The 24,219-nt window shown below is 74.9% G+C and carries 26 protein-coding genes and 1 rRNA gene; 15 read left to right on the top strand and 12 right to left on the bottom strand.

Annotation, left to right across the window (positions count from 1 at the left end; all coding sequences use genetic code 11):
• Positions 1 to 53 precede the first annotated feature (53 nt).
• The gene (locus DQ244_RS00130) at positions 54 to 770 is read right to left on the bottom strand and encodes a response regulator transcription factor (RefSeq protein ID WP_233491071.1); all 717 of its coding nucleotides are present in this window, start codon (positions 768 to 770) and stop codon (positions 54 to 56) included.
• Between the two features lie 60 nt (positions 771 to 830).
• Between DQ244_RS00130 and DQ244_RS00125 the strand changes: the two genes are divergently transcribed.
• From DQ244_RS00125 to DQ244_RS00115, 3 genes are all read left to right on the top strand, one after another.
• A complete protein-coding gene (locus DQ244_RS00125; protein ID WP_113809482.1) occupies positions 831 to 1,562 on the top strand; it encodes a sensor histidine kinase KdpD in 732 nt (243 codons plus the stop codon).
• A 103-nt stretch (positions 1,563 to 1,665) separates the two neighbouring features.
• Positions 1,666 to 2,526, top strand: a complete 861-nt coding sequence (locus tag DQ244_RS00120; RefSeq protein WP_113809481.1) for a manganese catalase family protein — start codon at positions 1,666 to 1,668, stop codon at positions 2,524 to 2,526.
• A gap of 102 nt (positions 2,527 to 2,628) precedes the next feature.
• Entirely contained in the window at positions 2,629 to 2,868 is a 240-nt protein-coding gene (locus DQ244_RS00115) for a hypothetical protein (RefSeq protein ID WP_233491070.1), read from the top strand.
• A 117-nt stretch (positions 2,869 to 2,985) separates the two neighbouring features.
• On the opposite strand, the gene DQ244_RS00110 is transcribed toward DQ244_RS00115, so the two are convergent.
• The 7 genes from DQ244_RS00110 to DQ244_RS19500 all read right to left on the bottom strand — a co-directional run bounded on the left by DQ244_RS00110 (position 2,986) and on the right by DQ244_RS19500 (position 9,344).
• The gene (locus DQ244_RS00110; protein WP_113809480.1) at positions 2,986 to 4,626 is read right to left on the bottom strand and encodes a cation acetate symporter; all 1,641 of its coding nucleotides are present in this window, start codon (positions 4,624 to 4,626) and stop codon (positions 2,986 to 2,988) included.
• Complete coding sequence (locus DQ244_RS00105) at positions 4,619 to 5,014, bottom strand: DUF485 domain-containing protein (protein ID WP_113809479.1); 396 nt, start codon at positions 5,012 to 5,014, stop codon at positions 4,619 to 4,621. The genes DQ244_RS00110 and DQ244_RS00105 overlap by 8 nt, the downstream gene beginning before the upstream one ends.
• A gap of 203 nt (positions 5,015 to 5,217) precedes the next feature.
• On the bottom strand, positions 5,218 to 6,750 hold the full coding sequence (locus DQ244_RS00100) for a cation acetate symporter (RefSeq protein ID WP_113809478.1): 1,533 nt from the start codon (positions 6,748 to 6,750) through the stop codon (positions 5,218 to 5,220).
• Positions 6,751 to 6,769: 19 nt separating this feature from the next.
• The gene (locus DQ244_RS00095) at positions 6,770 to 7,144 is read right to left on the bottom strand and encodes a hypothetical protein (protein WP_113809477.1); all 375 of its coding nucleotides are present in this window, start codon (positions 7,142 to 7,144) and stop codon (positions 6,770 to 6,772) included.
• Between the two features lie 3 nt (positions 7,145 to 7,147).
• Positions 7,148 to 7,891, bottom strand: a complete 744-nt coding sequence (locus tag DQ244_RS00090) for a LytTR family DNA-binding domain-containing protein (protein WP_113809476.1) — start codon at positions 7,889 to 7,891, stop codon at positions 7,148 to 7,150.
• Positions 7,888 to 9,042 carry a sensor histidine kinase gene (locus tag DQ244_RS00085; RefSeq protein ID WP_233491069.1) on the bottom strand — a complete coding sequence of 385 codons (1,155 nt, stop codon included), beginning with the start codon at positions 9,040 to 9,042 and terminating at the stop codon, positions 7,888 to 7,890. Before DQ244_RS00085 ends, DQ244_RS00090 begins: the two co-directional genes overlap by 4 nt.
• 161 nt (positions 9,043 to 9,203) lie before the next feature.
• Complete coding sequence (locus tag DQ244_RS19500) at positions 9,204 to 9,344, bottom strand: hypothetical protein (protein ID WP_199580083.1); 141 nt, start codon at positions 9,342 to 9,344, stop codon at positions 9,204 to 9,206.
• A gap of 92 nt (positions 9,345 to 9,436) precedes the next feature.
• Here DQ244_RS19500 and DQ244_RS00080 point away from each other — a divergent pair, with 92 nt between their 5' ends.
• From DQ244_RS00080 to DQ244_RS00055, 6 genes are all read left to right on the top strand, one after another.
• Positions 9,437 to 10,618: a sensor histidine kinase gene (locus tag DQ244_RS00080; protein ID WP_113809475.1), complete on the top strand. Its 1,182-nt coding sequence runs from the start codon at positions 9,437 to 9,439 to the stop codon at positions 10,616 to 10,618.
• Entirely contained in the window at positions 10,615 to 11,307 is a 693-nt protein-coding gene (locus DQ244_RS00075; RefSeq protein ID WP_113809474.1) for a response regulator transcription factor, read from the top strand. Before DQ244_RS00080 ends, DQ244_RS00075 begins: the two co-directional genes overlap by 4 nt.
• 174 nt (positions 11,308 to 11,481) lie before the next feature.
• Positions 11,482 to 12,243 (top strand): ABC transporter ATP-binding protein, encoded by a 762-nt coding sequence (locus tag DQ244_RS00070; protein ID WP_113810541.1) that lies wholly within the window; start codon positions 11,482 to 11,484, stop codon positions 12,241 to 12,243.
• A gap of 5 nt (positions 12,244 to 12,248) precedes the next feature.
• Entirely contained in the window at positions 12,249 to 14,735 is a 2,487-nt protein-coding gene (locus DQ244_RS00065; RefSeq protein ID WP_113809473.1) for an ABC transporter permease, read from the top strand.
• A gap of 149 nt (positions 14,736 to 14,884) precedes the next feature.
• Entirely contained in the window at positions 14,885 to 16,090 is a 1,206-nt protein-coding gene (locus tag DQ244_RS00060) for an MBL fold metallo-hydrolase (protein ID WP_113809472.1), read from the top strand.
• 52 nt (positions 16,091 to 16,142) lie between these two features.
• Positions 16,143 to 16,547: a hypothetical protein gene (locus tag DQ244_RS00055; protein ID WP_147251428.1), complete on the top strand. Its 405-nt coding sequence runs from the start codon at positions 16,143 to 16,145 to the stop codon at positions 16,545 to 16,547.
• Between the two features lie 18 nt (positions 16,548 to 16,565).
• On the opposite strand, the gene DQ244_RS00050 is transcribed toward DQ244_RS00055, so the two are convergent.
• Complete coding sequence (locus DQ244_RS00050) at positions 16,566 to 17,435, bottom strand: Fpg/Nei family DNA glycosylase (protein WP_113810540.1); 870 nt, start codon at positions 17,433 to 17,435, stop codon at positions 16,566 to 16,568.
• 96 nt (positions 17,436 to 17,531) lie between these two features.
• On the opposite strand from DQ244_RS00050, the gene DQ244_RS00045 reads away from it, so the two are divergent.
• A complete protein-coding gene (locus DQ244_RS00045) occupies positions 17,532 to 18,887 on the top strand; it encodes a deoxyribodipyrimidine photo-lyase (RefSeq protein ID WP_113809470.1) in 1,356 nt (451 codons plus the stop codon).
• Between the two features lie 3 nt (positions 18,888 to 18,890).
• Here DQ244_RS00045 and DQ244_RS00040 read toward each other — a convergent pair whose 3' ends face one another.
• On the bottom strand, positions 18,891 to 19,358 hold the full coding sequence (locus DQ244_RS00040) for a DUF309 domain-containing protein (protein ID WP_113809469.1): 468 nt from the start codon (positions 19,356 to 19,358) through the stop codon (positions 18,891 to 18,893).
• Positions 19,359 to 19,528: 170 nt separating this feature from the next.
• Here DQ244_RS00040 and DQ244_RS00035 point away from each other — a divergent pair, with 170 nt between their 5' ends.
• Genes DQ244_RS00035 through egtE form a run of 5 tightly spaced genes read left to right on the top strand, consistent with a single transcriptional unit; the run spans position 19,529 to position 23,511 of the window.
• On the top strand, positions 19,529 to 20,347 hold the full coding sequence (locus DQ244_RS00035; protein WP_113809468.1) for a DUF4397 domain-containing protein: 819 nt from the start codon (positions 19,529 to 19,531) through the stop codon (positions 20,345 to 20,347).
• A 13-nt stretch (positions 20,348 to 20,360) separates the two neighbouring features.
• A complete protein-coding gene (locus DQ244_RS00030; RefSeq protein ID WP_113809467.1) occupies positions 20,361 to 21,008 on the top strand; it encodes a class F sortase in 648 nt (215 codons plus the stop codon).
• A 47-nt stretch (positions 21,009 to 21,055) separates the two neighbouring features.
• Positions 21,056 to 21,652, top strand: coding sequence for an RNA polymerase sigma factor (locus DQ244_RS00025; protein ID WP_233491067.1), 597 nt, complete (start codon positions 21,056 to 21,058; stop codon positions 21,650 to 21,652).
• Entirely contained in the window at positions 21,627 to 22,346 is a 720-nt protein-coding gene (locus DQ244_RS00020; protein WP_233491066.1) for an anti-sigma factor, read from the top strand. The genes DQ244_RS00025 and DQ244_RS00020 overlap by 26 nt, the downstream gene beginning before the upstream one ends.
• Before the next feature lie 31 nt (positions 22,347 to 22,377).
• Positions 22,378 to 23,511: an ergothioneine biosynthesis PLP-dependent enzyme EgtE gene (gene egtE, locus DQ244_RS00015; RefSeq protein ID WP_113809465.1), complete on the top strand. Its 1,134-nt coding sequence runs from the start codon at positions 22,378 to 22,380 to the stop codon at positions 23,509 to 23,511.
• Positions 23,512 to 23,515: 4 nt separating this feature from the next.
• Here the strand turns inward: egtE and DQ244_RS00010 are convergent, their stop codons facing one another.
• Together DQ244_RS00010 and rrf are read right to left on the bottom strand one after the other, a co-directional pair.
• Positions 23,516 to 23,842 carry a DUF4333 domain-containing protein gene (locus DQ244_RS00010; protein WP_113809464.1) on the bottom strand — a complete coding sequence of 109 codons (327 nt, stop codon included), beginning with the start codon at positions 23,840 to 23,842 and terminating at the stop codon, positions 23,516 to 23,518.
• Between the two features lie 253 nt (positions 23,843 to 24,095).
• Positions 24,096 to 24,212, bottom strand: a 5S ribosomal RNA gene (rrf, locus tag DQ244_RS00005).
• Between the last annotated feature and the right edge of the window lie 7 nt (positions 24,213 to 24,219).

The following is a 24,219-nucleotide window of genomic DNA, read 5'->3' as shown; positions in this document are numbered from 1 at the left end:
CGCGTGACGATCACCGGCCCGGGTAGCGGGGCGGCGATGACATCGCGTGCCGGTCACCCCGCCAGGCCACCGGCCTGCCGCCCCGGACCGCTGTCCTTCCCCAGCCCCTCCCGTCCGGCCAGCGCGGCCGCCTCCACCCGGGTGGCCACGTCCAGCCGGCGCAGCAGGTGCGCCACCAGCCGCTTCGTCGTCCGCTCCGAGACGTGCAGCGTCGTGGCGATGTCCACCGTGCTGGTGCCCTCGGCGATCAGCCGCCACAGCCGCCGCTCGTCCGCGGTGAGCCTGTCCGCGACGCTGTCCCCGGCCGGGGTCGCGTCGGCCAGCAGCTGCCGCAGCAGCGCCTCGGGGACCACCGACCAGCCGTCGAGGACGGCGAGCAGCGGGAGCACCAGGTGCTCGGGGTCGGCGGTCTTCGGCAGGAAGCCCGCGGCCCCGGCCCGCAGCGCCTCGATCGCCGCGTCGGCCTCGGCCAGCCCCGACAGCGCCACCACCCGCACCATCGGGTCGGCCCGCCGGATCGCCGCGATCGCCCTGGTCCCCCCGGGAGGCGGCATGTGCAGGTCCACGATCGCCACGTCCGCGTGGTGGCGCCGCACGAGCGCGGCCGCCGCCGAGGCGTCGTCCGTCGTCCCCACCACGCGCACCCTGCCGCCGCTCAGTCCCGGCAGCAGCAGGGTCAGGCCCCGTGTGAACAGCGGGTGGTCGTCCACGACCACGACGTCCACCGGTGTTCCGCGTTCAGCAGTGAGCGCGCCGTCGGTCTCCGACACTTCTCCCCTGTCGCCCGTCGTCCCCCGGCGTTGCTGACCGGTCCTCGTGAGGAGGTGCCCGTGACCCTCGCTCCTGACGTCCCGACGTCGAAGCCCAGCCACGGACTGCTCAACGATCTCGCCCGCGTGCTCCGCGCGCATCTTCCGCGCCCCCGGCGCGGCGGGACGCCCACCCCGCCGCCCAGCACCGAGGACGCCGTCCTGCGCGCGCTGTGCCACGACATGCGCAGCCCGCTGGCCTCCCTGGAGGCGGTCCTGGGCAGCCTCGACCGCCTGCCGGACGGCGGCCGGGAGCTGCTCGACCTGGCCCGGGCCCAGACGGCGCACCTCTCCTCGATGCTGCGCACGGCCGACGCCACGGCGGGCGCTCCACCCCGGGCGGGAACACGGCTGCTCCGCGACGTGCTCCAGGCGGCGGTCGCCAGTGCCGGGCTGCCGCGGGCGCTGCTGTCCGTCGAGATGGCCGACGGCGCCGACGAGGTCGGGGTCGCGGATGCCCGGGTCGGCCGGATCCTCACCAACCTGCTGGAGAACGCGCACCGGCACGGCGCCGGGCGCCCCGTGCTGCTGCGGGTGGGCCGGCGCCGCGGCTGGGTCGACCTGTCCCTGACGCAGGCCGGCGTCCCGACCGGCCGGGTGGTGGGCCACCTCAGCAGGCCCGAGCCGCCGCTGGACCTGACCGGGCTGGGGCTCTGGTCGGTGCGCCGGCAGACCCGCGAGCTCGGCGGCCGGATCGTGTGGGCCGGCAGCCGCGCGGCGTTCACGCTCACGATCCAGCTCCCCGACAGGTAGGCCCCCGCGGGCCAGGGGTCGGCACGGGCGGGCCAGCGGGCGGGGGCATCTCCCTGGTGTCACCGCAGCAGCGGCGGCGCGACGACGCAGCAGGGAGCACGAGATGTTCACGCACACCCACGCTCTGCAGTACGAGGCCAAGCCCGACGGCCCCGACCCGGACTTCGCCCGCAAGATGCAGGAGGTCCTCGGCGGCCAGTGGGGCGAGATGACGGTCGCCACCCAGTACCTGCTGCAGGGCTGGAACTGCCGGCTCCCCGGCAAGTACAAGGACCTGCTCCTCGCCATCGGCACCGAGGAGCTCGCCCACGTCGAGATGATCGTGACGATGATCGACCGGCTGCTCGACCACATCCCGCTGAAGCCGGACTCGGCCGACCGCACCAAGGAGGCCGCCGCCGGCTACGGGCAGCACAACCCGCAGCACGCCATCGCCAACGGGGCCGGCGCCTCGTACATGGACAGCATGGGCAACCCGTGGACCGGCGCGTACGTGACCGCCAGCGGCAACCTGTACGCGGACTTCATGTACAACGCCACGGCCGAGATGCAGGGCCGGCTGCAGGTGGCGCGGCTCTACAACATGACCGACGACCCGGGCGTGAAGGACATGCTCCGGTTCCTCGTCACCCGGGACCACTACCACCAGCAGCAGTGGCTCGCGGCCCTCGAGGAGCTCAAGGCCGACGGGCTGGAGAACGTCCCGGTGCCCGAGGCCTTCCCGCTGGAGGAGGAGGTCGGCGACCTCGGCTACGTCTTCATCGACGCCTCGGACGGTCCCGACGCCGCTGCCGGCCGCTGGGCCTCCGGTCCCTCGATCGACGGTCGGGGCACCTTCTCGGCCCGCCCGATCGAGGCCACCGCCGACGCCCCGATCCTGCCCCCGGGCGACCCGCGCCTGTTCGGGACGCCGCAGTCGGACACCAAGAACGTGCTCCAGAAGGCCAAGGACCTGCTCACCTAGGCACCGAGCTGCTCCTCACCGCGCCGTCGCCGTGCCGGTGGCCGCCCCTCGCGGGTGCGGCCGCCGGCCCGGCGGGCCCGTCCCTCCCGGAAGGTCATCGCCGTGCACCCGTTCGCGCACCTCCGCCTGCCCCACCTGCCGCTGCCCGCGGTCCTGCTGTCGGTGGTCTACGCGGCCGCCATCGCCGTGGCCCTCGCCCATCCCGGGCGCCCCACGCTGGGCGGCGTCGTCGTCCTCGCCGGTCTCACCGCCCGCTGGGCGCTGCGGCACCGGCAGCGCGCCGCCGTCGTCGTCGCCCCCGCCGTCGTCGCGCCCGAACCCGCCCCCGCGGCCGCCGCCTGAGCGCCACGACCGCCGCGCTGCAGCGCGGCGGTGGCGACCGCACCGCGGCACCCACGACACGCGAAGGGGCCCACCCCCCGACGGATCGAGGAATGGGCCCCCAGCGGACGAACGCACTCAGTGAGCGACGGCCTTCTCCGCCCCGATGCCGGTGAAGGCACGCACCTCGAGCTCGGCGTTCTTGAGCTCGTCGCCGCGGTCCTTCGACAGCTTGCTGCCCAGCCAGCCGAGGAAGAACGACAGCGGGATGGACACCAGACCCGGGTTGTTCAGCGGGAACCAGGAGAAGTCCACGTCCTGGAACAGCGACGGGCTCTTCCCGGTCACCGGGTTCACCGGCGCACCGGAGACCACGGGGGAGAAGATGATCAGCGTCAGGCACGCGATGAGCCCGCCGTAGATCGACCACAGCGCGCCCTGGGTGGTGAACTTCTTCCAGAACAGCGTGTAGATGATCGTGGGCAGGTTCGCCGACGCCGCGATGGCGAAGGCCAGCGCCACGAGGAAGGCGATGTTCAGGCCCGCCTGCAGGGCCAGGATGCCCAGCCCGATCGAGATCGCGCCGATCACGATGGCGGTGATGCGGGCGACCTTGACCTCGCCGTTGCCGCTCACCTGACCCTTCTTGATCACCGAGGCGTACACGTCGTGCGCGAAGGACGCCGACGCCGTGATGGTCAGACCCGCGACCACCGCGAGGATCGTGGCGAACGCGACGCCGGCGATGATGCCCAGCAGCACCGTGCCACCCAGCTCGAAGGCCAGCAGCGGGGCCGCGGCGTTGACCGCACCGGGGGCGCCGAGGATGCGCTCCGGGCCGACCAGCGCACCGGCGCCGTAGCCGATGACCAGGCTGAACAGGTAGAAGATGCCGATCAGCCAGATGGCCCAGACGACCGACTTCCGGGCGTCCTTGGCCGTGGGCACCGTGTAGAAGCGCATCAGCACGTGCGGCAGGCCCGCGGTGCCCAGCACCAGGGCCAGGCCGAGCGAGACGAAGTCCAGCTTCGAGACCTCCGTCGCGCCGTACTGGGCGCCGGGCTTGGTGACCTCGCGGCCCTCGACGGCCAGGTCCTGCGCCCCACCGAGCAGCGCGGACAGGTTGAACCCGTACTTGCCGAGCACCCAGATGGTCATGACCAGCGCACCGAGGATCAGCAGCGTGGCCTTGATGATCTGCACGTAGGTGGTGCCGCGCATGCCGCCGACGAGCACGTAGAAGATCATCAGCGCGCCGACGACGGTGACGACGACGGCCTGCGCGGCCTCGCCGGTCACGCCCAGCAGCAGGGTGACCAGGCCACCGGCGCCGGCCATCTGCGCCAGCAGGTAGAAGAGCGAGACCGCCAGCGTGGAGATCGCCGCAGCCATGCGGACCGGCCGCTGCCGCATCCGGAAGGCCAGGACGTCGGCCATCGTGAACCGCGCGGTGTTGCGCATCAGCTCGGCGACGAGCAGCAGCGCGACCAGCCACGCCACGAGGAAGCCGATGGAGTACAGGAAGCCGTCGTAGCCGAAGACGGCGATGGCACCGGCGATGCCCAGGAACGAGGCGGCCGACAGGTAGTCACCCGCGATGGCCAGGCCGTTCTGGGTGCCGCTGATGTTCCGGCCGGCCGCGTAGTAGTCCGCCGCGCTCTTGTTGTTGCGGCTGGCCTTGAAGGTGATGGCCAGCGTCACGAGGACGAAGGCGCCGAAGATGGCGATGTTGATCGTCGGGTTGCCGATCGTGCTGTCGGCTGCGAGCAGGTCAGGCACGGGTGGCCCCTCCGGTGGTCTCGTGCGGCGTGGTTCCGTCACCCGGCGCGAAGTCGTGCCGCTCGAGCCGCTCGCGCATCTCGTCGGCGATGGGGTCGGTGCGCTTGTTCGCGTGCGCGACGTACAGGTGGGTGATCACGAACGTCGACACGAACTGGCCGAGGCCGAGCAGGATGCCGAGGTTGACGTTCCCGAAGACCGGGGTGGACATGAAGTCCGGCGCGTACGTCGAGAGCAGGACGTAGAGCAGGTACCAGGCGAGGAACGCGAAGGTCATCGGGAACGCGAACCGGCGGAACCGGCTCTTCAGTTCGGCGAACTCGGGGGAGTTCTGGGCTTGCAGGTACTCCTCCGGGGTCAGCAGGCGCCGTTCCGTGGGTTCGGTCAAGGTGCGTCCTCCTGGCGGGATCGGGGTGGTCGCTCGCAGCCCTGCGGACAGCGTGTGAGCGGTGTCACGTTAGGGGCGACGACGCCAGGAGTGGGCTGCCTCACCCCGGTGTGCGCCGAAAGGTGACCGGCCGTCGCCGTACGGCAGGTACGGCGGGACGAGCGGTCAGGGCCGCGGCGCGGCGATCAGGGCAGCGCACCGGGTCACCGGGGCAGGGTGCCCCGATCCAGCTGCACGGCTTCCGGCGTGTGCAGCCGGACCATCGTGCGCGCGGCGTGCGGCGGGAGCCGCCGGGGTGTGGCGAGGGAGACACCCACCATGACCAGGGAGGCCAGGGGAACGGTCCAGGCGGCCGGCTGGCCGAGCAGCGCCCCGGTCCAGCCGCCGGGTGCCACCCCGAGCAGCGTGGCCATCACCGCCCCGCCGGCGCAACCGCCGCCCACCAGCATGCCGGCGATCGCCCCGACGCCGGTGAGCCGGCGCCACCAGATGCCCAGCACCAGCAGCGGGCAGAAGGTGGACGCGGCGAAGGCGAAGGCCAGACCGACCGCCTGGGCCACCCCCAGCCCCTGCGACGCCAGGGCCAGACCCAGCGGGACGAGGACGGCGACGACGGCACCGGCCTGGAAGGCCCGCACCCCGCCGAGCCGGCGCCCCAGCACGTCCTGGCTGATCACGCCGGCCACCGCCACGGTCAGCCCGGACGACGTCGACAGGAACGCCGCGAACGCCCCGGCCGTGGTCAGCGCGGAGAGCAGGTCCCCCAGCGTGCCGTCGAGCATGCGGGCCGGGAGCTCCAGCACCACGGAGTCGGTGCGGCCGTCGGCGATGAGGTCCGGCGCGTAGAGCCGGCCGAGGCCGCCGTACACCGGCGGCAGGAGGTAGAAGACGCCCAGCAGGGCCAGGACGAACAGGGTGGTGCGCCGGGCCGCGCCGCCGTCGGGGTTGGTGTAGAAGCGCACCACCACGTGCGGGAGCCCCATCGTCCCGAGGAAGGTGGCGACGATGATCGAGTACGTCGTGTAGAGCTGGTGCTCCCCCGGCCCGGCCAGCGGCGACTCCCAGGCATCCCCGGGCGTGCTCCCGGAGCCCACGTCGACGGAGGCGGGGGAGACGGCGCCGTCACCCATCCAGATCCCCACCATGAACAGCAGCGGGAACAGCAGCGCGGTGAGCTTCAGCCAGTACTGGAAGGCCTGGACGAAGGTGATGCTCCGCATGCCGCCGAACAGCACGTTGACCAGCACCACCGTCGCGACGAGCACGCCGCCGAGCCAGGAGCCGGTCCCCGTGGTGGACGCGAGCGCGATGCCGGCCCCCTGGAACTGCGGCATGAGGTACAGCCAGCCGATGGCGACGACGAGCAGCGCGGACAGCCGCCGCACCCCGCGCGACTCGAGCCGGCTCTCGGCGAAGTCGGGCAGCGTGTAGGCGCCGGACCGGCGCAGCGGCGCGGCGACGAGCACCAGCAGGACGAGGTAGCCGGCGGTCCAGCCGACCGGGTACCAGAGCATCTCCGTGCCGAAGGCGAGCACCAGCCCGGCGACCCCGAGGAAGGACGCGGCGGAGAGGTACTCCCCGCCGATGGCCGAGGCGTTGAGCCCTGGGCGCACGGTGCGGGAGGCGACGAAGAAGTCGCTGGTGGTGCGGGAGAACCGCCAGCCGTAGGCGCCGACCGCCAGCGTGGCGACGAAGACCGCCGTCACGCCGAGGACGCTGTAGCCCGCGGCGGTCATCGCCGGCCGGGGAGGCGGGTCACGACCGTTCCAGCACGTCGGCGAAGTCCCGCTCGTTCCGCTCGGCCGCGCGCACGTACAGCCAGCCGATCCCGAACAGGAACGGGTAGACCGCGAACGCCAGGAGCAGCCACGGGAGCGGCACGGCGAGCACCTCGACGCTCGTCAGGTCGGGGAACAGCCAGAACACCAGGGGGATGCCGCCCACCAGCACCCCGACGGCGGCGAGGGCCAGCAGCGCCAGCCGCAGCTGGGAGCGCAGGAGGGAGGACATGTAGACCTCGCCCAGCATCGTCTGGGCGTCGATCTCGCGGGCGGCCGGGACCCGCTGGGCGCGGGTGGCCACGGTGCGCGGGCTGGTGACGCGCACCCGCCGGGGCGGGCTGTCCGACACCTGTCACCCCCGTCCCGAGGTGCCCGGCCGCGCCCGGCGCACCAGCAGGTCGCGCAGCTCCCGGGTGTGCCGGCGGCTCACCCCGAGCTCCACCCCGCCGACGACCACCGTGCACCGGCCGGCGTCCATGCGCACCTCCTCGACGTGCTGCAGCGCGACCAGCAGCGACCGGTGGATGCGGACGAAGCCCGCGTCCTTCCAGGCCTCCTCGAGCGTGGTCAGCGGCACCCGGACCAGGTGGCTGCCCGTCGGGGTGTGCAGGCGGGCGTAGTCGCCCTGCGCCTCGACGTAGCCCACGCTGGAGCGCGGCACGAACCTCGTCACCCCGCCCAGCTCCACGGCGATGTCGTCGTCGGCCGGCGCGGAGCCACCGGCCCGCGCGCCGACCACCCGGCGGACCGCCTCGGCCAGCCGGTCGTCGCGGACCGGCTTGAGGACGTAGTCGACGGCGCCCAGCTCGAAGGCGTCCACGGCGTAGTCGTCGTGGGCGGTGACGAACACGACCGCGGGCGGCACCTTGAACCGGGAGAGCACCCCGGCCAGGTCGACACCGCTGAGCCCGGGCATCCGGATGTCCAGGAATACGGCGTCCACGCTCCGCTCCTGGAGCAGCCGCAACGCCTCGGTGGCCGAGTCGCTGGCCAGCACGGTCTCGATCCGGCCGTCCCGCTCGAGCAGCCAGCGCAGCTCCTCGAGCGCGGGGCGCTCGTCGTCGACCACGAGCACGGTCAGCCGGTCGCCGGTCACGGTCGCACCCCCGGGGCGAACTTCGGCACCCGCACGATCACCCTGGTGCCCGCGGCGGGAGCGGTCTCGACCACCAGCCCGTACTCGTCGCCGAAGGCCGTGCGCAGGCGGGCATCGACGTTGCCCAGGCCGACCGAGTCGACGGAGACGTCACCGGCGAGCGCCCGCCGCACCTTCTCGGGATCCTCGCCCACGCCGTCGTCCTCCACCGTGATCAGGCACTCGCCGGCCTGGTCGGCCGCGATGATGGTGACCCTCCCGGTCCCGGGTTTGCGCTCCAGGCCGTGCCGGACCGCGTTCTCCACCAGCGGCTGGAGGCAGAGGAACGGGACGGCGACCGGCAGCACCTCCTGGGCCACCCGCAGGGTGACCTGCAGGCGGTCGCCGAACCGCGCCTTCTCCAGGACCAGGTAGCGCTCGATCGACCGCAGCTCCTCCGCCAGCGTCGTGTACTCCCCGTGCCGGCTGAAGGAGTACCGGGTGAAGTCGGCGAACTCCAGCAGCAGCTCCCGCGCCCGCTCGGGATCGGTCCGCACGAACGAGGCGATCGCGGTGAGGGAGTTGTAGATGAAGTGCGGGCTGATCTGCGCCCGCAGGGCCCGGACCTCCGCCTCCATCAGCCGGGTGCGGGACGCGTCGAGCTCGGCGAGCTCGAGGTTCCCCGAGACCCAGCGCGCGACCTCCGTCGCGGCCCGCACGAGCCCGGCGGACGCCGACGACGTGAAGGCCTGCAGCGTGCCGACGACCCGGTCCTCCACGACGAGCGGGCTGACCACCACCTGCCGCAGGCCGCAGCCGGCGTCGGTGCAGGCGAAGTCCTTCCGATCGCGGACCACCGTGTTGCCGGACTCGAGCACGAACGCGGCGAGGGCCGCGGTGTCGCGCTCGTGGTGCCCGAACCGGCCGTCCCAGGCCAGCATCGACACGGTGTCGGTGAGGGCGACGGCGGGGACGCCGAGCAGGTCGCGCAGGTGCCGGACGGCGCGCTCGGCGGACTCCGTCGTCAGGCCGGCGCGCAGCTCGGGCGCGCTGCGGGAGGCGGAGTGGAGCGTGCGGAAGGTCGCCAGCTCCGCCTCGGTGCCCAGGTGGCCGGGGCGCAGCCACCGCCAGAGATCGCGCATCGTCGGTCGGGGCACCGGGAGCGCTGGCACCCGGTTCCCGGTCCTCCTCCCCCACGTCTCGGTGCCCGCCGGGGACGCGGGAAAGGTGACCCTGCGCACGGTAGACGCCCGGTCGTCGGCACCCGCCACCCGATCGGGCCGTGTCGTCCGACCAGGGTGCGGGACATGTGCTGCACCCGGCCGCCCGAGCGTCACTCCGCCGGCAGCACCTCACCGCAGGCCGGGCAGCGCGTGGGCGGGTCCTCGTCGGCGATCCGCCCGCAGGCGGGGCAGACCCGCCGCAGCCAGCAGGCGGCGTCGCCGCCCTCGTCCTCGGGTCCCGGGGAGGTCACGGCACCGTCCTACCCCCTCCACCCGCGGTAGGACCCGCATCTCCCCCTGCGGGTCGACGAGAAAGGACGCCGTTCCTCCTAGGGTCGACGCCGTGGAGCGCCCCCTCGACCGCCTGACGCAGTGGACGCGCACGCATCCGTTCGCCGTCGACGTCGCCTTCGCCGGGGCGGTCTTCTTCCTCACGGTCCTGATCACCGCGGACACCTACTGGTCCGGGACCGCCGCCGCCTTCGTCGTGGGCGTGCTGCTCACCGCTCCGCTCGCCTGGCGGCGGAGGGCGCCGGTGCCGGCCGCCGCCGTCGTCGTGGCCGCGGGCCTGCTCGAGCTGATGATCGCCCCCGACTTCCTGGTCGCGAACGTCGCCGTCCTGCTGATGATCTACGCGCTGGCCGCCTACGCACCCCGCTGGGCGGCGCGGGCGGGGCTCGGCATCGGCCTGCTCGGCGCCGGCCTGGCCGCACTGCGGTTCTTCGACTACGGGCTGGCTTCGTCGGTGGTGCCGACGACCGCCGCGATCGGCGTCTCCGTCGTCGCGGCCTGGTCGCTGGGCCGCCTGCGGCGCGCCCGGGTGCAGCAGCTCGCCTCGCTGGAGGAGCGGGCCCGGCTGCTCGAGCTGGAGCGCGACCAGGAGATGCGCTTGGCGGCCAGCACCGAGCGGGCACGCATCGCGCGCGAGCTGCACGACGTCGTCGCGCACTCCCTCTCGGTGGTCATCGCCCAGGCCGACGGCGGCCGGTACGCCGGGAAGGCCGACCCCGAGGCCGCGACCGGCGCCCTGGAGGCCATCGCCGCCACCGGGCGCCAGGCGCTCACCGACATGCGCTCGCTGCTCGGCGTGCTCCGCGAGGGGGGCACCGAGGAGTACGCCCCGCAGCCCGACGTCGCCGCGATCCCGGCGCTGGTCGACGACGTGCGCGCCAGCGGCCTGGACGTCGACCTGATCGTCGAGGGCGAGCCGCAGCCGCTGCCCGCCGGCCCGCAGCTGGCCGCGTACCGGATCGTGCAGGAGTCGCTGACCAACGTGCTCAAGCACGCGGGCCCGGCCTCGCGCGCCTGGGTGCGGCTGCAGTGGCGGCCCGACGCGCTCGAGCTCTCCGTGCTCGACGACGGCCGGGGCGCCTCGGCGGCGATGGTGGACTCCGACGGCCAGGGGCAGGGGGTGCGCGGGATGCGGGAGCGGGCCGCGCTGCACGGCGGGCGCCTGGAGGCCGGCCCCCGGCACGGCGGCGGTTTCGGTGTGCACGCCGCACTGCCCTACGGTTCCCGTCGATGAGCGAGCCGATCCGCGTCGTCCTCGTCGACGACCAGCAGATGGTCCGGGCCGGGTTCCGGATGGTCATCGACTCCCAGCCCGACCTCAGCGTGGTGGGCGAGGCCGGCGACGGCGCAGCCGCGGTGGAGCTGCTGGCGGGCACCCGCGCCGACGTCGTCCTCATGGACGTCCGGATGCCCGGCACCGACGGCATCGAGGCGACCCGGCAGGTGACGGCGCTGCCCGAGCCGCCGCGGGTCGTCGTCCTCACCACCTTCGACCTCGACGAGTACGTGGTGGCCGCCATCGGCGCCGGGGCCAGCGGGTTCCTGCTCAAGGACGCCGCCCCGGAGGAGATGCTGGCCGCCGTCCGCACCGTGCACGCCGGGGACTCCGTGATCGCGGCCAGCTCCACCAGGCGGCTGCTGCAGCACGTGGCGCCGATGCTGAGGGGCGCGACGCCGGCGGCCCCGGTGGACGACCGCACCCTCGCCGACCTCACCCCCCGTGAACGCGAGGTGCTGGAGCAGATGGCGCTGGGAGCGTCGAACAGCGAGATCGCGGCGCACTTCTTCGTCAGCGAGGCGACGGTGAAGACGCACGTCGGGCGGGTGCTGGCCAAGACCGGCTCGCGGGACCGGGTGCAGGCCGTCGTCCTCGCCTACCGGACCGGCCTGGTCGCCCCCGCGGACCTGCTCCGCGACGCCTGACGAAGGACCCCGTCCCCCTCACCTCTGGACGGGGCCGTTCCAGCGCCTCCCGTCCTACCAGGGGATGACGGCGGAGATCAGCCCCGGCGCCGACGCGCGAGGACAGCGTCGGGCGGCAGCGTGATCACGTCCCGATCACCTGCTCCGCGGAGGTCCGCAGTGTCCGTCCCCGTCATGACCGTCCCCGGCGAGCCGCCGGCCGCCGCACCGGCAGGTGTCGCCGTGCGCGCCGCCGGGCTGCGCAAGACCTACGGGAAGGGCGAGACCGCCGTCCAGGCCCTGGCCGGGGTCGACGTCGCCTTCGCCCGCGGCGGGTTCACCGCGATCATGGGCCCCTCGGGCTCCGGCAAGTCCACGCTCATGCACTGCCTCGCCGGCCTCGACACCGCGACCGCCGGCCAGGTGTGGCTCGGCGACACCGAGCTGACCGGCCTGCGCGACGACGCCCTGACGGCCCTGCGCCGCCAGCGGATCGGCTTCGTCTTCCAGGCCTTCAACCTGCTCCCGGTGCTGCCCGCGAGGGAGAACATCGTGCTGCCCATGCAGCTGGCCGGCTCCCGGCCCGACTCCGGCTGGTTCGACGACGTCGTCGCCCGCCTCGGCCTGCGCGAGCGGCTGGGCCACCGGCCGCACGAGCTCTCCGGCGGTCAGCAGCAGCGGGTCGCCATCGCCCGCGCCCTGCTCCCCCGCCCCGACGTCGTCTTCGCCGACGAGCCGACCGGCAACCTCGACTCGCGCTCGGGCGCCGAGGTGCTGGGCCTGCTGCGCTCCAGCGTCCGGGAGACCGGCCAGACCGTCGTCATGGTCACCCACGACCCGTCGGCCGCCGCCTACGCCGACCGCGTGGTGCTGCTCGCCGACGGCCGCCTCGCCGGTGAGCTGACCGACCCCACGGCCGAGACGGTGCTCGACGCGCTGCGCGGGCTGGGGGCCTGACCGCCATGCGCTCCGTCCTGCTCGCCCAGCTGCGCGCGCACGCCGCGCGCCTGGTCGCCTCCACCCTCGCCATCGTCATCGCGGTGGGCTTCGTGGTCGCCACGCTCGTGCTCAACGCGACCGCCCGCAGCACCGTGCTGGCCGCGGTCGGCGCGCAGTACGTCGGTGCCGCGGCGGTCGTCACCTCCACCGAGGGCACGTCCCTGGTCGACGACGTCGACACCCTCACCGGCCTGGACTCGGTCGCCGCCGTCGCCCCGTCCTACGAGACGTCGGTCCAGGCCGGGGTCCCCGGCCGCGGCGGCGCCCAGTACCTCTTCGTCGAATCGGTGGCCGACGACGCCGCGCTGCGCTGGCAGCGGATGACCGAGGGCACCCTGCCCGACGGACCCGGCGAGGTCGCCGTCAGCGAGCGCGCCCGTGCCGAGGTGGGCGACGTCCTCACCGTGACCAGCTTCGACGAGACCGGCGCGGAGATCGCCTCCGAGGCGACCGTCACCGGGATCGTCGACCTCAGCGGGGACCCCCAGGCCGGGCTGTACGGCCGGGCCTTCGTGACCCCGGACCAGGCGCGGCAGTGGGGGGCGGTCGACCCCGTCGAGCTGCGGGTCGCCGCCGCCCCCGGTGCCGGTGACGAACAGGTCCGTTCCGACGCCGCGACCGCGCTGGGCGCCCGGCAGGTCGAGGTGCTGACCGGCGCCGAGCGCGCCGACGAGGCCGCGGCGAACATGCTCGGCAACGCGATGGCGCTCACCGCGGTGCTGCTGGTCTTCGGGACGGTCGCCGTCGTCGTCGCCGGCCTGGTCATCGCCAACACCTTCGCCGTCCTCCTCGCCCAGCGGACCCGGGAGCTCGCGCTGCTGCGCTGCGTGGGCGCCACCGCCCGGCAGGTGCGCCGCGGCGTGCTCGGCGAGGCCCTGGTCACCGGGCTGGTCTCCTCGGCGATCGGCGCCGCCGCGGGCATCGGCCTGGCCGCACTGGTCTCCGCGCTCGTGGGCGGCGCCGAGGCGCCGATCCCCCTCGCCGGCCTCTCGGTCCCCTGGTACGCGCCGCTGGCCGGCGTGCTGGTCGGCACGCTGGTGACGTTCCTGGCCGCGCTGGCCCCCGCCCGCGCCGCCACCCGCGTCGCCCCGCTGGCCGCCCTGCGCCCCGTCGACCAGGCGCCGCTGCGCTCGCGGCCGGGCGTCCTGCGACTGGTCCTGGGGCTGCTGCTCCTGCTGCCGGGCATCGGCCTCATGGCGGTCGGCGTGACGGCCGGGGACGTGCTGATCGCGCTCCCGGGCGGCGTGCTGAGCTTCCTGGGCGTCGTCCTGCTCGCGCAGCGCGGGGTGCCGCCCGTCGTGGCGGCCGCCGGCCGGCTGGCCGGGCGTCTCGGCGGGGTCCCGGCCCGGCTCGCGTCCGGCAACGCCACCCGCAACCCCCGGCGGACGGCGGCCACCGCGACGGCGCTCCTCATCGGCGTCACGCTGACCAGCGCCTTCGTCGTGGGCGCGGCGTCCACGCGGGCCACCGCCCAGGCCGGGCTGGCCGCGGAGTTCCCGACCGACGTCGTGGTCGAGGGCTTCGCCGGCGAGCTCCCGGCGTCCCTGGTGGGCACGTTGACCGGCACCGAGGGCGTCGAGCGCAGCGCCTCGGTCCTCGCCGGCAGCGTCACGGGTCCGGACGGCGAGCCGACCGGCGCCTTCGGCGTCGACCGCGCCGAGGCCGCCGCCGCGCTGCGGTCCACCGAGGACCTCGTCCTGCCCGGCGCCGGAGAGGCGTCGGTGCCGGAGTGGCTGGCCGAGGTGTGGGACGTGGGCGACGGCGATCGGGTCGCCCTCGGCGGGGGCGACCCCGGCGCGCAGGTCCCGGTCCGGGAGTTCACCGTGCGGGTGATCGACGCCGACAACCCGCTCCTGCTGGACGCCGACGAGCTCCGGGCGCTGTCCCCGGACGCCGCTCTCGGACAGGTCTGGTTGCGCCTGGCCGACAGCGACCCGGAACGGCAGCTGGAGGTGGTCGACCGGATCACCGACGTCGTCGCCGAGGCGTCGCCCGAGACCCAGGTGACCGGCCTGGTGACGATGCGGGCCGAGATCGACGAGATCCTCGACGCCCTGCTGCTGGTCGTCACGGGCCTGCTCGGCGTGGCCGTGGTCATCGCGCTCATCGGGGTGGGCAACACGCTGGCGCTGTCGGTGGTCGAGCGGCGGCAGGAGAACGGTCTGCTGCGCGCTCTCGGGCTCACCCGCGGCCAGCTGCGCGGCCTGCTGGCGTGGGAGGCGGTGCTCGTGGCGGGTGTCGCGGCCGTGCTCGGCGTCCTGATCGGCGGGGCCTACGGGCTGATCGGGGCCGCCTCGGTGCTCGGCGAGCTCGGCACGATCGTGCTCGACGTCCCGTGGGTGCAGATCGCCGTCATCGTCGCCGTCGCCACCGTGGCCGGGCTGCTGGCCTCGGTCCTGCCGGCCCGTCGTGCCGCCCGCACCGCCCCGGTGGCCGCCATCGCCGCCTGACCCGTCGTGATCAGGTCTCCTGATCGTTCTGGGTCCTCCCTCACCGTCGACCGTGAGGGAGGACCATCGACGACCAGGAGACCTGATCATCAAGCGGACGTCGTCGGCTCCACAGGAGCGCTCGGCGCTGCGGCTGGGACACTGGAACCGTGCCGTCCCGTTCACTCCGCCGTGCCGCCGTCGCCACCGTCCTCGCCGGGCCGGTGGGCTTCGTGACCGCCGCCGCCTGGGGGCTCCCCCGAGCGCTCGGCGCCCATCGCCGCCGGCTGCGCCGCGTGGTGGCCGGCTCCCCGCAGTTCTCCGACGGCAAGTTCCACAACCGGATGCCGACGCCGGCGCTCTCCCCCGCCAACACGCGCGACGGCCTCCTCCGGCAGTGGCACGAGGAACGCCACGTCGGCCTGCCGGGCGGACCCATCCCGCTGGCCACCGCCGAGCTGCCGGCCGAGCCCGCGGAGCTCGCCGTCACCTGGTTCGGGCACGCCAGCGCGCTGCTGGAGGTCGACGGGCAGCGGGTGCTGCTCGACCCGGTCTGGGGGTACCGCGTCTCGCCGTCCCCCGTGTTCGGGCCCACCCGCCTGCACGAGCCGCCCGTCGAGCTCGACCAGCTGCCGCCGGTGGACGCGGTGCTCATCTCGCACGACCACTACGACCACCTCGACCTGCCCACCGTCGAGGCGCTCCTGCGCACGCAGACCGCCCCGTGGGTCGTCCCGCTGGGCATCGGCGAGCACCTGCGCAAGTGGGGCGTCCCTGACGAGCGGATCGTCGAGCTCGACTGGGACGGCGAGCACCGCATCGGCGGGCTGACCCTCACCTGCACCGAGGCGCGGCACTTCTCGGGGCGCTACTTCCACCGGGACACCACGCTCTGGGCGTCGTGGTCGGTCACCGGGCCGCGGCACCGGGTCTTCTTCGGCGGCGACACCGGCTACACGCCCGCCTTCGCCGAGATCGGCGCCCGGCTGGGCCCCTTCGACCTGACCCTGCTGCCGATCGGCGCCTACAACGACGCCTGGCACGCCATCCACATGGACCCGGAGGAGGCCGTGCGGGCGCACGGCGACCTGGGCGGCGGCATCCTGCTGCCGATCCACTGGGCGACGTTCAACCTCGCCTTCCACCGCTGGGCCGAGCCGGTGCAGCGGCTGCTCGCGGCCGCCGGCCCCCGCGGCATCGAGGTCGCGATCCCGCAGCCGGGTGAGCGGATCGACGTGCTGGACCCGCCGCCGCTGCGCGACTGGTGGACAGCGGTCGGCTCCGCTCCCGAGGGATCGAACACCGACGCCGGCGTGGGGAGCAGCGTGCTCGCCCGCACGCTCTCCCGCCTGGTCGCGCTGCTCCCGGGCGCCTGAGCCGCCCCTGCACCGGCGCGCCGCTCCCGGGGGAACTGGCCAGACTGTCGGCATGCGCAGTCTCCGCCGTCTCTGGAACCGCCCCCAGCCCGCCGACCCAGCCGGCGTGCCGGCGGCGCCCGTCCTCGAGGGAGACCGGCCGACGGCGGACGGGGGCGTGTCGCCGGCCGTCGCCGGGCTGGTCGCGCTGGCCACCGACCTGCACCTGGGCCCGGAGCAGCTCAGCGGGGCGGTCCAGGCCATGTTCCACGCCGCCGCCGATGCCGCGCACCAGGCCGGCGACCACCTCGGCCTGCCCGCCGACCAGGCCCGCACGGCGCTGCACGACATCGCCGACGGCGCGACCGCCGACGTCAACGGGCGCGGGACGGCGGCACAGCTGGAGGCCTTGCTGCGGGAGCACGGAGCGGGCACCGCGGACCTCCTCCACCGGCTCGCTGCCGGTTCCGGTGGCTGACCGGACCCGGGCTGCGCCTCAGCGGAGGAGCTTCGACATCCGCCGGTCGGCCAGCGGCTTGCCGCCGGTCTGGCAGGTCGGGCAGTACTGCAGCGAGGTGTCGGCGAAGCTGACCTCGCGCACGGTGTCGCCGCAGACCGGGCACGGCAGGCCGGTGCGGGCGTGCACCTGCAGGCCCGAGCGCTTCTCGCCCTTCATCGTGGCCGCCTTCTGCCCGCGCTGCCGCTCCAGCGCCTCGGTCAGCGTCGTCCGCATCGCGTCGAAGAGACGGACCAGTTCGTCGTCCTTGAGCTTGTCCGCACCCTTGAACGGCGAGAGCCGAGCGGCGTGCAGGATCTCGTCGGAGTAGGCGTTGCCGATGCCGGAGATCAGCGTCTGGTCGGTGAGCGCGCCCTTGAGCTGGCCGCTGCGCCCGGCCATCAGCCGCGCGAAGTCCTCCCGGTCGACCTGGAGGGCGTCGGGCCCGAGCCGGGTGATCCCGGGAACCTCCGACGGCGACCGGACGACGTAGATCGCCAGCCCCTTCCGGGTGCCCTGCTCGGTGAGGTCGAAGCCTCGGGCGGGCGGGGAGTCGACAGAGTCGAGGTGCACCCGCAGCGCCAGCGGCCCCTTGCCGGGCTTCGGCGGTGCCGTGGGCAGGTTCTCCCGCCAGTGCAGCCAGCCCGCCCGCGCCAGGTGCACGACGAGGTGCACACCGGAGACGTCGAGGTCGAGGAACTTGCCGTGCCGCCCGGCGCCGGTGATCTCCAGCCCGCCGAGCGCGGACAGCGGCGGGTCGAAGGTCTTGATCGCCTGGACGGCGGCCAGGTCGGCGCGCGCGAGCACGTGGCCGACGGCGTTCTCCTGGAGGAACGCCGCCAGCGCCTCCACCTCGGGCAGCTCCGGCATGGCGACCATGATCGCGCGGATCGGACCCTCCCGCCGTCCCCGATCGGGTGCTTCTCCGGCGAGCGGGCTGCCCAGAACCTCCATACGCTCGGCCGGGTGCCCACCGCGCTGCTCTGGTTCCGGCGGGACCTGCGACTGCGGGACCACCCCGCGCTGCTCGCGGCGGCCGCGGACGGCGACGTCGTCCCGGTGTTCGTGTTCGACGACCGGCTGTGGGGTCCGTCCGGCGAGCCGCGCCGCCGCTTCCTGCTCGACTGCCTGGGGGCGCTGGACGCCGACCTCGACGGCGCCCTGGTGCTGCGGAACGGCGATCCGTCGCGGGTGCTGCCGGAGCTGGCCCACGAGGTCGGGGCGACGTCGGTGCACGTCAGCGCGGACGCCGGTCCGTACGGGCGGCAGCGGGACGACGCGGTGGAGCGCGCGCTGGGCGACGTGCCGCTGGTCCGCACCGGCTCGCCCTACGCGGTGACGCCGGGCCGGATCACCAAGCGCGACGGGACGCCGTTCCGCGTCTACTCACCCTTCGCCCGCGCCTGGCGCGAGCACGGCTGGCGCGCGCCGGCGTCCACACCCGGAGGCGTCCGGTGGCGCACCGGCGTCCGCTCCGAGGACCTGCGACCCGCCCCGGACGTCGGCGACGTCGAGCTGCCCGCGGCCGGCGAGGCCGCGGCGCTGGCGGCGTGGGAGCGCTTCCGCGACGAGCGGCTGCTCGGGTACGCCGACGGGCGCAACGTGCCGGCCGGCCAGGGGACCAGCCGGATGTCGGCCTACCTGAAGTACGGCTGCATCCACCCCCGCACGCTGCTGGCCGACCTGGCCGCCGCGGAGCAGACCGAGTCCGTGCGCCGCTACACCGACGAGCTGGCCTGGCGGGACTTCTACGCCGACGTGCTGTGGCACCGGCCGGAGTCGGCCCGGGAGTACCTGCGCCCGGAGCTGCAGGCCATGGGCTACGACAGCGGCCCGGACGCCGACGCGCTGGTGGCGGCATGGCAGGCCGGCCGCACCGGCTTCCCGATCGTCGACGCCGGCATGCGCCAGCTGCTGGGGGAGGCGTACGTGCACAACCGGGTGCGGATGATCGTCGCCTCCTTCCTCGTCAAGGACCTGCACCAGGAGTGGACGCTGGGCGCCCGCCACTTCATGCAGCACCTGGTCGACGGCGACCTGGCCAGCAACAACCACGGCTGGCAGTGGGTCGCCGGCACCGGGACCGACGCCGCGCCGTACTACCGCGTCTTCAACCCGATCACCCAGGGCAAGAAGTTCGACCCGGACGGCGCCTACGTGAAGCGGTGGGTGCCCGAGCTGCGCGACCTCGACCCGAAGCACGTCCACGAGCCGTGGACGGCGCCCGGCGGGATCCCGGCCGGCTATCCCGAGCCGGTCGTCGACCACGCGCACGAGCGGCAGGTGGCCCTGGACCGGTACGCCCGCGTCCGCGCGGGCTGACCGTCAGCCCAGCAGCCGGGGCGCGCCCGCGGCGGGATCGCGCCCACCGGCGGGCTCCGCGGCCAGCCGGTGGGCCCAGGTGACCAGTCCCGGCACGTCCACCCCGTGCGGACGGCGATCGGCGTACGGCTCGATGTTGCCCGCGCCCCGCTCGAGCAGCGTCGTCGCGCCCGGGTCGTTGCCGCGTGCGGCGTGCGTCAGGCCGACGGCGAGCTGGGCGAGCCCGCGCCACAGCCGGCGCTCGTCCTCCGGCGCGGACTTCCAAGCGTCCTCGAGCACCTCGTGGGCGTGGAAGGGCCGGCCCGCGTCGAGCAGCGCCTGCGCCTCGGCGAGCGCCACCTGCGGCTCCCGGACGATCCCCTCGGGCGCCCGGTCCTCGCCGACGGCGCCGTGCGGCAGCGGCCGGCCCAGCGCGTCACGCGGCCGGGCGTTGCGCGCCCTGCCCTCGGCGTCACGGTCGCGGTCCTGCACCCGGCCATCCTGCCGGTTCGGCCCGGCCGGTGGCTCGCCGGCCAGGCCGGACGGTCGGCTGATCCCCGACCCGGCGAACGAAAAAGTTCAACACTCAACTGCATCCGCGCCGGACGGTCCCCTGGAAGAGGTGGTCACAAGGCAGTCCCCCCCTCCGGAAGGAAGATCTCGTGAGCACCCTGCGCACCTTCGGCAGCGCCGCCGGCGCGGCTGCCATCACCGGCGGTCTGGTCCTGGTCGCCACCCCGGCGACCGCCGCCGACACCGCCACCGTCTCCGTCCTGCACGCCATCCCGGACACCCCGGTCGACGTCTACGCCGACGGCGAGCGTCTGATCGACGACTTCCAGCCGGGCACCCTCACCGACCCCCTGCAGCTCCCTGCGGGCTCCTACGACCTGGCGATCTTCCCTGCCGACGCCGCCGACGGGTCCGGCGCACCGCTGCTGTCGGCGAACGGCGTGGCAGTCCCGGCGGGCGCCAACGCCACCGTGGTCGCGCACCTGAAGGAGGACGGCACGCCGGTCCTCACGCCGTTCGTCAACGACACCTCCGCCATCCCGGCCGGTCAGGCGCGGGTCACCGTCCGGCACACCGCCGCCGCCCCGGCCGTCGACGTCCGCGCCGGTGGCACCCCGGTCGTCGAGGGGCTCACCAACCCCGACGAGGCGTCGCTCACCGTTCCCGCGGGCACGATCACTGCCGACGTCGTCCTCGCGGGCACCGACACCGTCGCCATCGGCCCGGCCGACCTGACCCTGGCGGAGGGCACCTCGACCATCGTCTACGCCTGGGGCAACGGTGACGCCGGCTACGAGCTCGCCGTCCAGACGATCAGCGGCATGCACTCGATGCCGACCGGCGTTCCCGGAGGCTCGGCCGGCCTGGTCGACCAGGACGGCGCGCTCCCGGCCGTGGCCGCGCTCTCGGTGGTGGGCCTCGTCGCCGCCGGTGCCGGCGCCCTCCGCCTCGCCCGCACCCGCGGCTGATCGAGGAGATCCCGTGCGACCCGCCGCCGCCACAGCCGTCCTGGGCCTCGCCCTGGCCGTCGGCGCCCCCACCGCCTGGGCGCTGACCGGGCCGGAGGCGGCGGCGGGCGTCCCGGTCGAGCAGGCCCTCCCCGCACCCCCATCCCCCGGGGCCGGGGCGGGCCTGCTCCCCTCCGTACCCACGCGTCCAGCACAGCCGGTCGCTGCCACGCCGGCGCCCGCTCCGACCCGGCTCACCGTCCCGGAGCTCGGCATCGACGCCCCGGTCGACGCACTCGGGGTTGCGGCCGACGGGCAGATGGAGCTGCCGGACGACGTCTCCCGCGTGGGGTGGTACCGCTTCGGACCGCCTCCCGGGGCCAGCGGGTCCGCCGTCCTCGGCGGCCACGTCGACGACCGCGAGCAGGGCCCGGGCGCACTGGCGCCCCTGCGGGACGCCGAGGTCGGCGACGAGATCGTCGTCACCGACGCCACCGGCACCCCGACCCGGTGGCAGGTCATGTCCCGGGAGACGATCACCAAGCAGGCCCTGCCGGTGGACCGGATCTTCGGCCGCGACGGGCCGCCGCGGCTGGTGGTGGTGACCTGCGGCGGACCGTTCCTCCCCGAGCTGCGGAGCTACCGCGACAACGTCGTGGTCGTCGCGGAGCCCGTCTCGTGAGCGGGGCGGTCGCCCTGCGACGGCCGGTTCTCGGTAGCGTCGTGGCCGTGGACCAGGGGTCGGTGAGGCACAGCGCCGCGAACCTGGACGACGTGGAGGTCGGCCGCCGGTTCGCCGCCGGCGACGAGTGCGCGCTCGCGCTGGCGTACGAGCGCTGGGCCGGCCAGGTCCACGGCATGGCGGTGCGCGCCTTCGGCCCGGGGCCGGACGCCGAGGACGTCACCCAGCAGACCTTCATCGCGGCGTGGACGGGACGAGCCCGCTTCCGCCCCGAGGCCTCGCCGCTCCCGGCCTGGCTGGTCGGCATCTGCCGGCACAAGATCGCCGACACCTGGGCCCGTCGCGAGCGCCAGCGCCGGGAGGCCGACGCCGCGATGAGCCAGGCGCAGGCCGCACCCGTCGCCGGCTACGGACCGGGGGTGGACAGCGTCGTCGCCGACCGGGTGCTGGTCCTCGACGAGCTCGACCGCCTCGGCCAGCCCCAGCGGGGGATCATCGAGCTGGCGTTCTTCGCCGATCTGACCCACGCCCAGATCGCCGAACGCACGGGGCTTCCCCTGGGCACCGTGAAGTCCCACATCCGCCGCACGCTGGAACGCCTGAGGAGCCGATTGGAGGGTGACGGTGCAGCACTGCCTGCCTGAGCAGCTCGCCCTCGCCGCGCTGCGAGAGCCGCTGCCGGACGACGACGCCCTCCACCTGGCCGCCTGCGACCGGTGCCGGGGGGAGGTGACCTCGCTGCGCCGCGCGGTGGACGCCGTCGCCGTCCCCGAGCTCGCGGAGCCGGGTCCTGCCGTCGAGCCGCCGCCGTCGGTCTGGGCCGCGATCGCCGCCGCGACCGGCACGACGGTCGCACCCGACTCCCTCACCCCGGAGCCGGTCGGCGCCCAGGTCCTCCCGTTCCGCAGCCGACGGCGCGGCTTGGTCCTGGTGGCCGCCGCGGCCGTCGCCGGAGCCGTGCTCGGCGCCGGCGTCACCGCCGTGCTCCGGGGCGGCGACGCGACGGAGTCCGTGACCGCAGTCGCCCTCGACCCGCTCAACGACGAGCAGGCGAGCGGCCGAGCCGAGGTCGTGGTCCGCGAGGACGGCTCCCGCGCGCTGCAGGTCGACCTGGAAGCCCCCGCGCTGGACGGCGAGTACTACGAGCTGTGGCTGATCGAGCCCCAGGTCGTCGACATGGTGCCGCTCGGGGTGCTGCGCCCCGGGACGCAGACCTTCGAGCTGCCCGCCGGCCTGGACCTCGGCGAGTACCCGGTCGTCGACGTCTCGGTGGAGCCGATCGACGGGGACCCGACGCACTCGGGGGTGTCGGTCGCGCGCGGGCAGCTCGACAGCTGACCCCGCACCTGCGTCGCCTAGCGTTGGCCCCGTGACCGCCCCGCCCCCCGCAGCCCTGCCCCACGAGGACCTGGGCGCCCACTGGCGCTCCGTCCGTCCCCGGCCGGCGGGCCGGCACCTGGACAGCGCCGCCTCCAGCCGGCAGACGCACCGGGCGCTGGAGGCGGCGGCACACCACGCGCGGCACGAGGCCGAGCTGGGCGGGTACGTCGCCGAGGCCACCGCCGACGACCTGCTCCAGCAGGGACGCTCGATCCTCGGCGGCCTGGTGGGCATGGCCGCCGCGGACGTCGCCTTCGTGGAGTCCGCGCAGGCGGCGCTGGTGGCGCTGCTCGGCGGGTGGCGCCTCCCCGCCGGATCGCGGGTCGCGTGCGTGCCGGGGGAGTACGCCCCCAACATCGCGCAGCTGCGCGCGGCCGGGCTGCACCCCGAACCGCTGCCCGTCGACGGTCTCGGCCGGGCCGACCTCGAGGGCGTGGCGCGGATGCTGGCCACCGACCCGCCGCGTTTCCTGCTGCTGACGCACATCGGCAGCCACCGCGGGCTGCTGCAGCCGGCCGCCGAGATCGCCGGCCTGTGCCGCGAGGCCGGCGTGCCGCTGGTCCTGGACGCCGCCCAGTCCCTGGGGCACGTCGACGTCGACCTGGGCGCCGACGCCGTCTACGGCACCTCGCGCAAGTGGCTGGCCGGTCCGCGCGGCGTCGGCATGCTGTTCGTCCGGCCGGCGCTCGCCGCCCAGCTCGTCCCGGTGCTGCCGGAGCCCGAGGGGATCCCGCCGATGCGGGCGTTCGAGTCGGGCGAGGCCCACGTGGCCGGACGCATCGGGCTGGTGGTCGCCACCGGGGAGCACCTGGCGGCCGGGCCGGTGGCGGTGCGCGAGCGGCTGGCCGCGCTGGGCCGGTGCACCCGCGAACTCCTGGACGGCGTGGCCGGTTGGCGGGTGGTCGAGCCGGTCGACGAGCCGACCGCCACCACCACGCTGCGACCCCCGGACGGCGTCGACGTCGTCGAGACCCGCACCCGGCTGCTGACCGAGCACGGCATCGTGCTCAGCGCCATCGGTCCGGAGCGGGCACCGGGGGAGATGACCGGCCCGGTGCTGCGGGTCTCCCCGCACCTCGACGCCGCGGTCGAGGACCTGGAGGCGCTGGCCGCGGCCCTCTGAGGCCTCAGCCGGTCGGTTCGTCGTCCACCTGGACGTCGAGCTCCAGCACGTCGCCGTCGACGGCGGTCACCGTGACGAGGACGCCGTACTCCACGGGCTCCCCCTCGGGCGTCAGGACGCAGCGCAGCTCTGCGCCGGCCTCGGCAGCGAGCTCACCCGGGCAGGACACCATGGCCGGGACGCCGGTCCGCTCCTCGAGCACCCTCTCCGCCTCCGCGGCCACCTGCAGCGCCGTCGCCGGGTCGGTGCCGCAGGCGGTCAGCGCCACTACCGCCGCGGCGCCGAGGGCGGCGGCTGCGCGGCGGGACCCGGAGCTCCCTGCGGTGGACACGACGGCTCACCGTATCGGCCGCGGTGGCGGAGGCGACGAAGACCTCGTGCGCAAAGACGTGCCGGAGTCCGGCAGCGCTCGATGCCCCCGCGCCCTGCCCACTCCGCGCCGTTCCGTCACTGTGACGCGGGGCAGGCGCTGGGTCCGTGCGCGACAGCATGAGATCCCCAGGGGCCTCATGGCCATCGTGGCCCTGGTGCGGGAACGACGAAAGGCCCCCAGCCTGGTGGCTGGGGGCCTTTCGCGAATGGTTGTCCGGCGGCGTCCTACTCTCCCACCCCGTCTCCAGGGCAGTACCATCGGCGCTGAGAGGCTTAGCTTCCGGGTTCGGAATGTTGCCGGGCGTTTCCCTCTCGCCATGACCGCCGTAACTCTGT

Source organism: Blastococcus sp. TBT05-19 (assembly GCF_003319095.1).
Taxonomy (GTDB): domain Bacteria; phylum Actinomycetota; class Actinomycetes; order Mycobacteriales; family Geodermatophilaceae; genus Blastococcus.
The sequence above is the reverse complement of the archived record's forward strand: the minus strand, read 5'-3'. Positions and strand labels throughout refer to the sequence as shown.

Coding starts and splice junctions, on each gene's coding strand:
- DQ244_RS00055 (WP_147251428.1), top strand. CDS start 16,143: ATGCGCAGTCTCCGCCGTCTCTGGAACCGCCCCCAGCCCGCCGACCCA.
- DQ244_RS00065 (WP_113809473.1), top strand. CDS start 12,249: ATGCGCTCCGTCCTGCTCGCCCAGCTGCGCGCGCACGCCGCGCGCCTG.
- DQ244_RS00120 (WP_113809481.1), top strand. CDS start 1,666: ATGTTCACGCACACCCACGCTCTGCAGTACGAGGCCAAGCCCGACGGC.
- DQ244_RS00050 (WP_113810540.1), bottom strand. CDS start 17,435: ATGCCGGAGCTGCCCGAGGTGGAGGCGCTGGCGGCGTTCCTCCAGGAG.
- DQ244_RS00075 (WP_113809474.1), top strand. CDS start 10,615: ATGAGCGAGCCGATCCGCGTCGTCCTCGTCGACGACCAGCAGATGGTC.
- DQ244_RS00070 (WP_113810541.1), top strand. CDS start 11,482: ATGACCGTCCCCGGCGAGCCGCCGGCCGCCGCACCGGCAGGTGTCGCC.
- DQ244_RS00100 (WP_113809478.1), bottom strand. CDS start 6,750: ATGACCGCCGCGGGCTACAGCGTCCTCGGCGTGACGGCGGTCTTCGTC.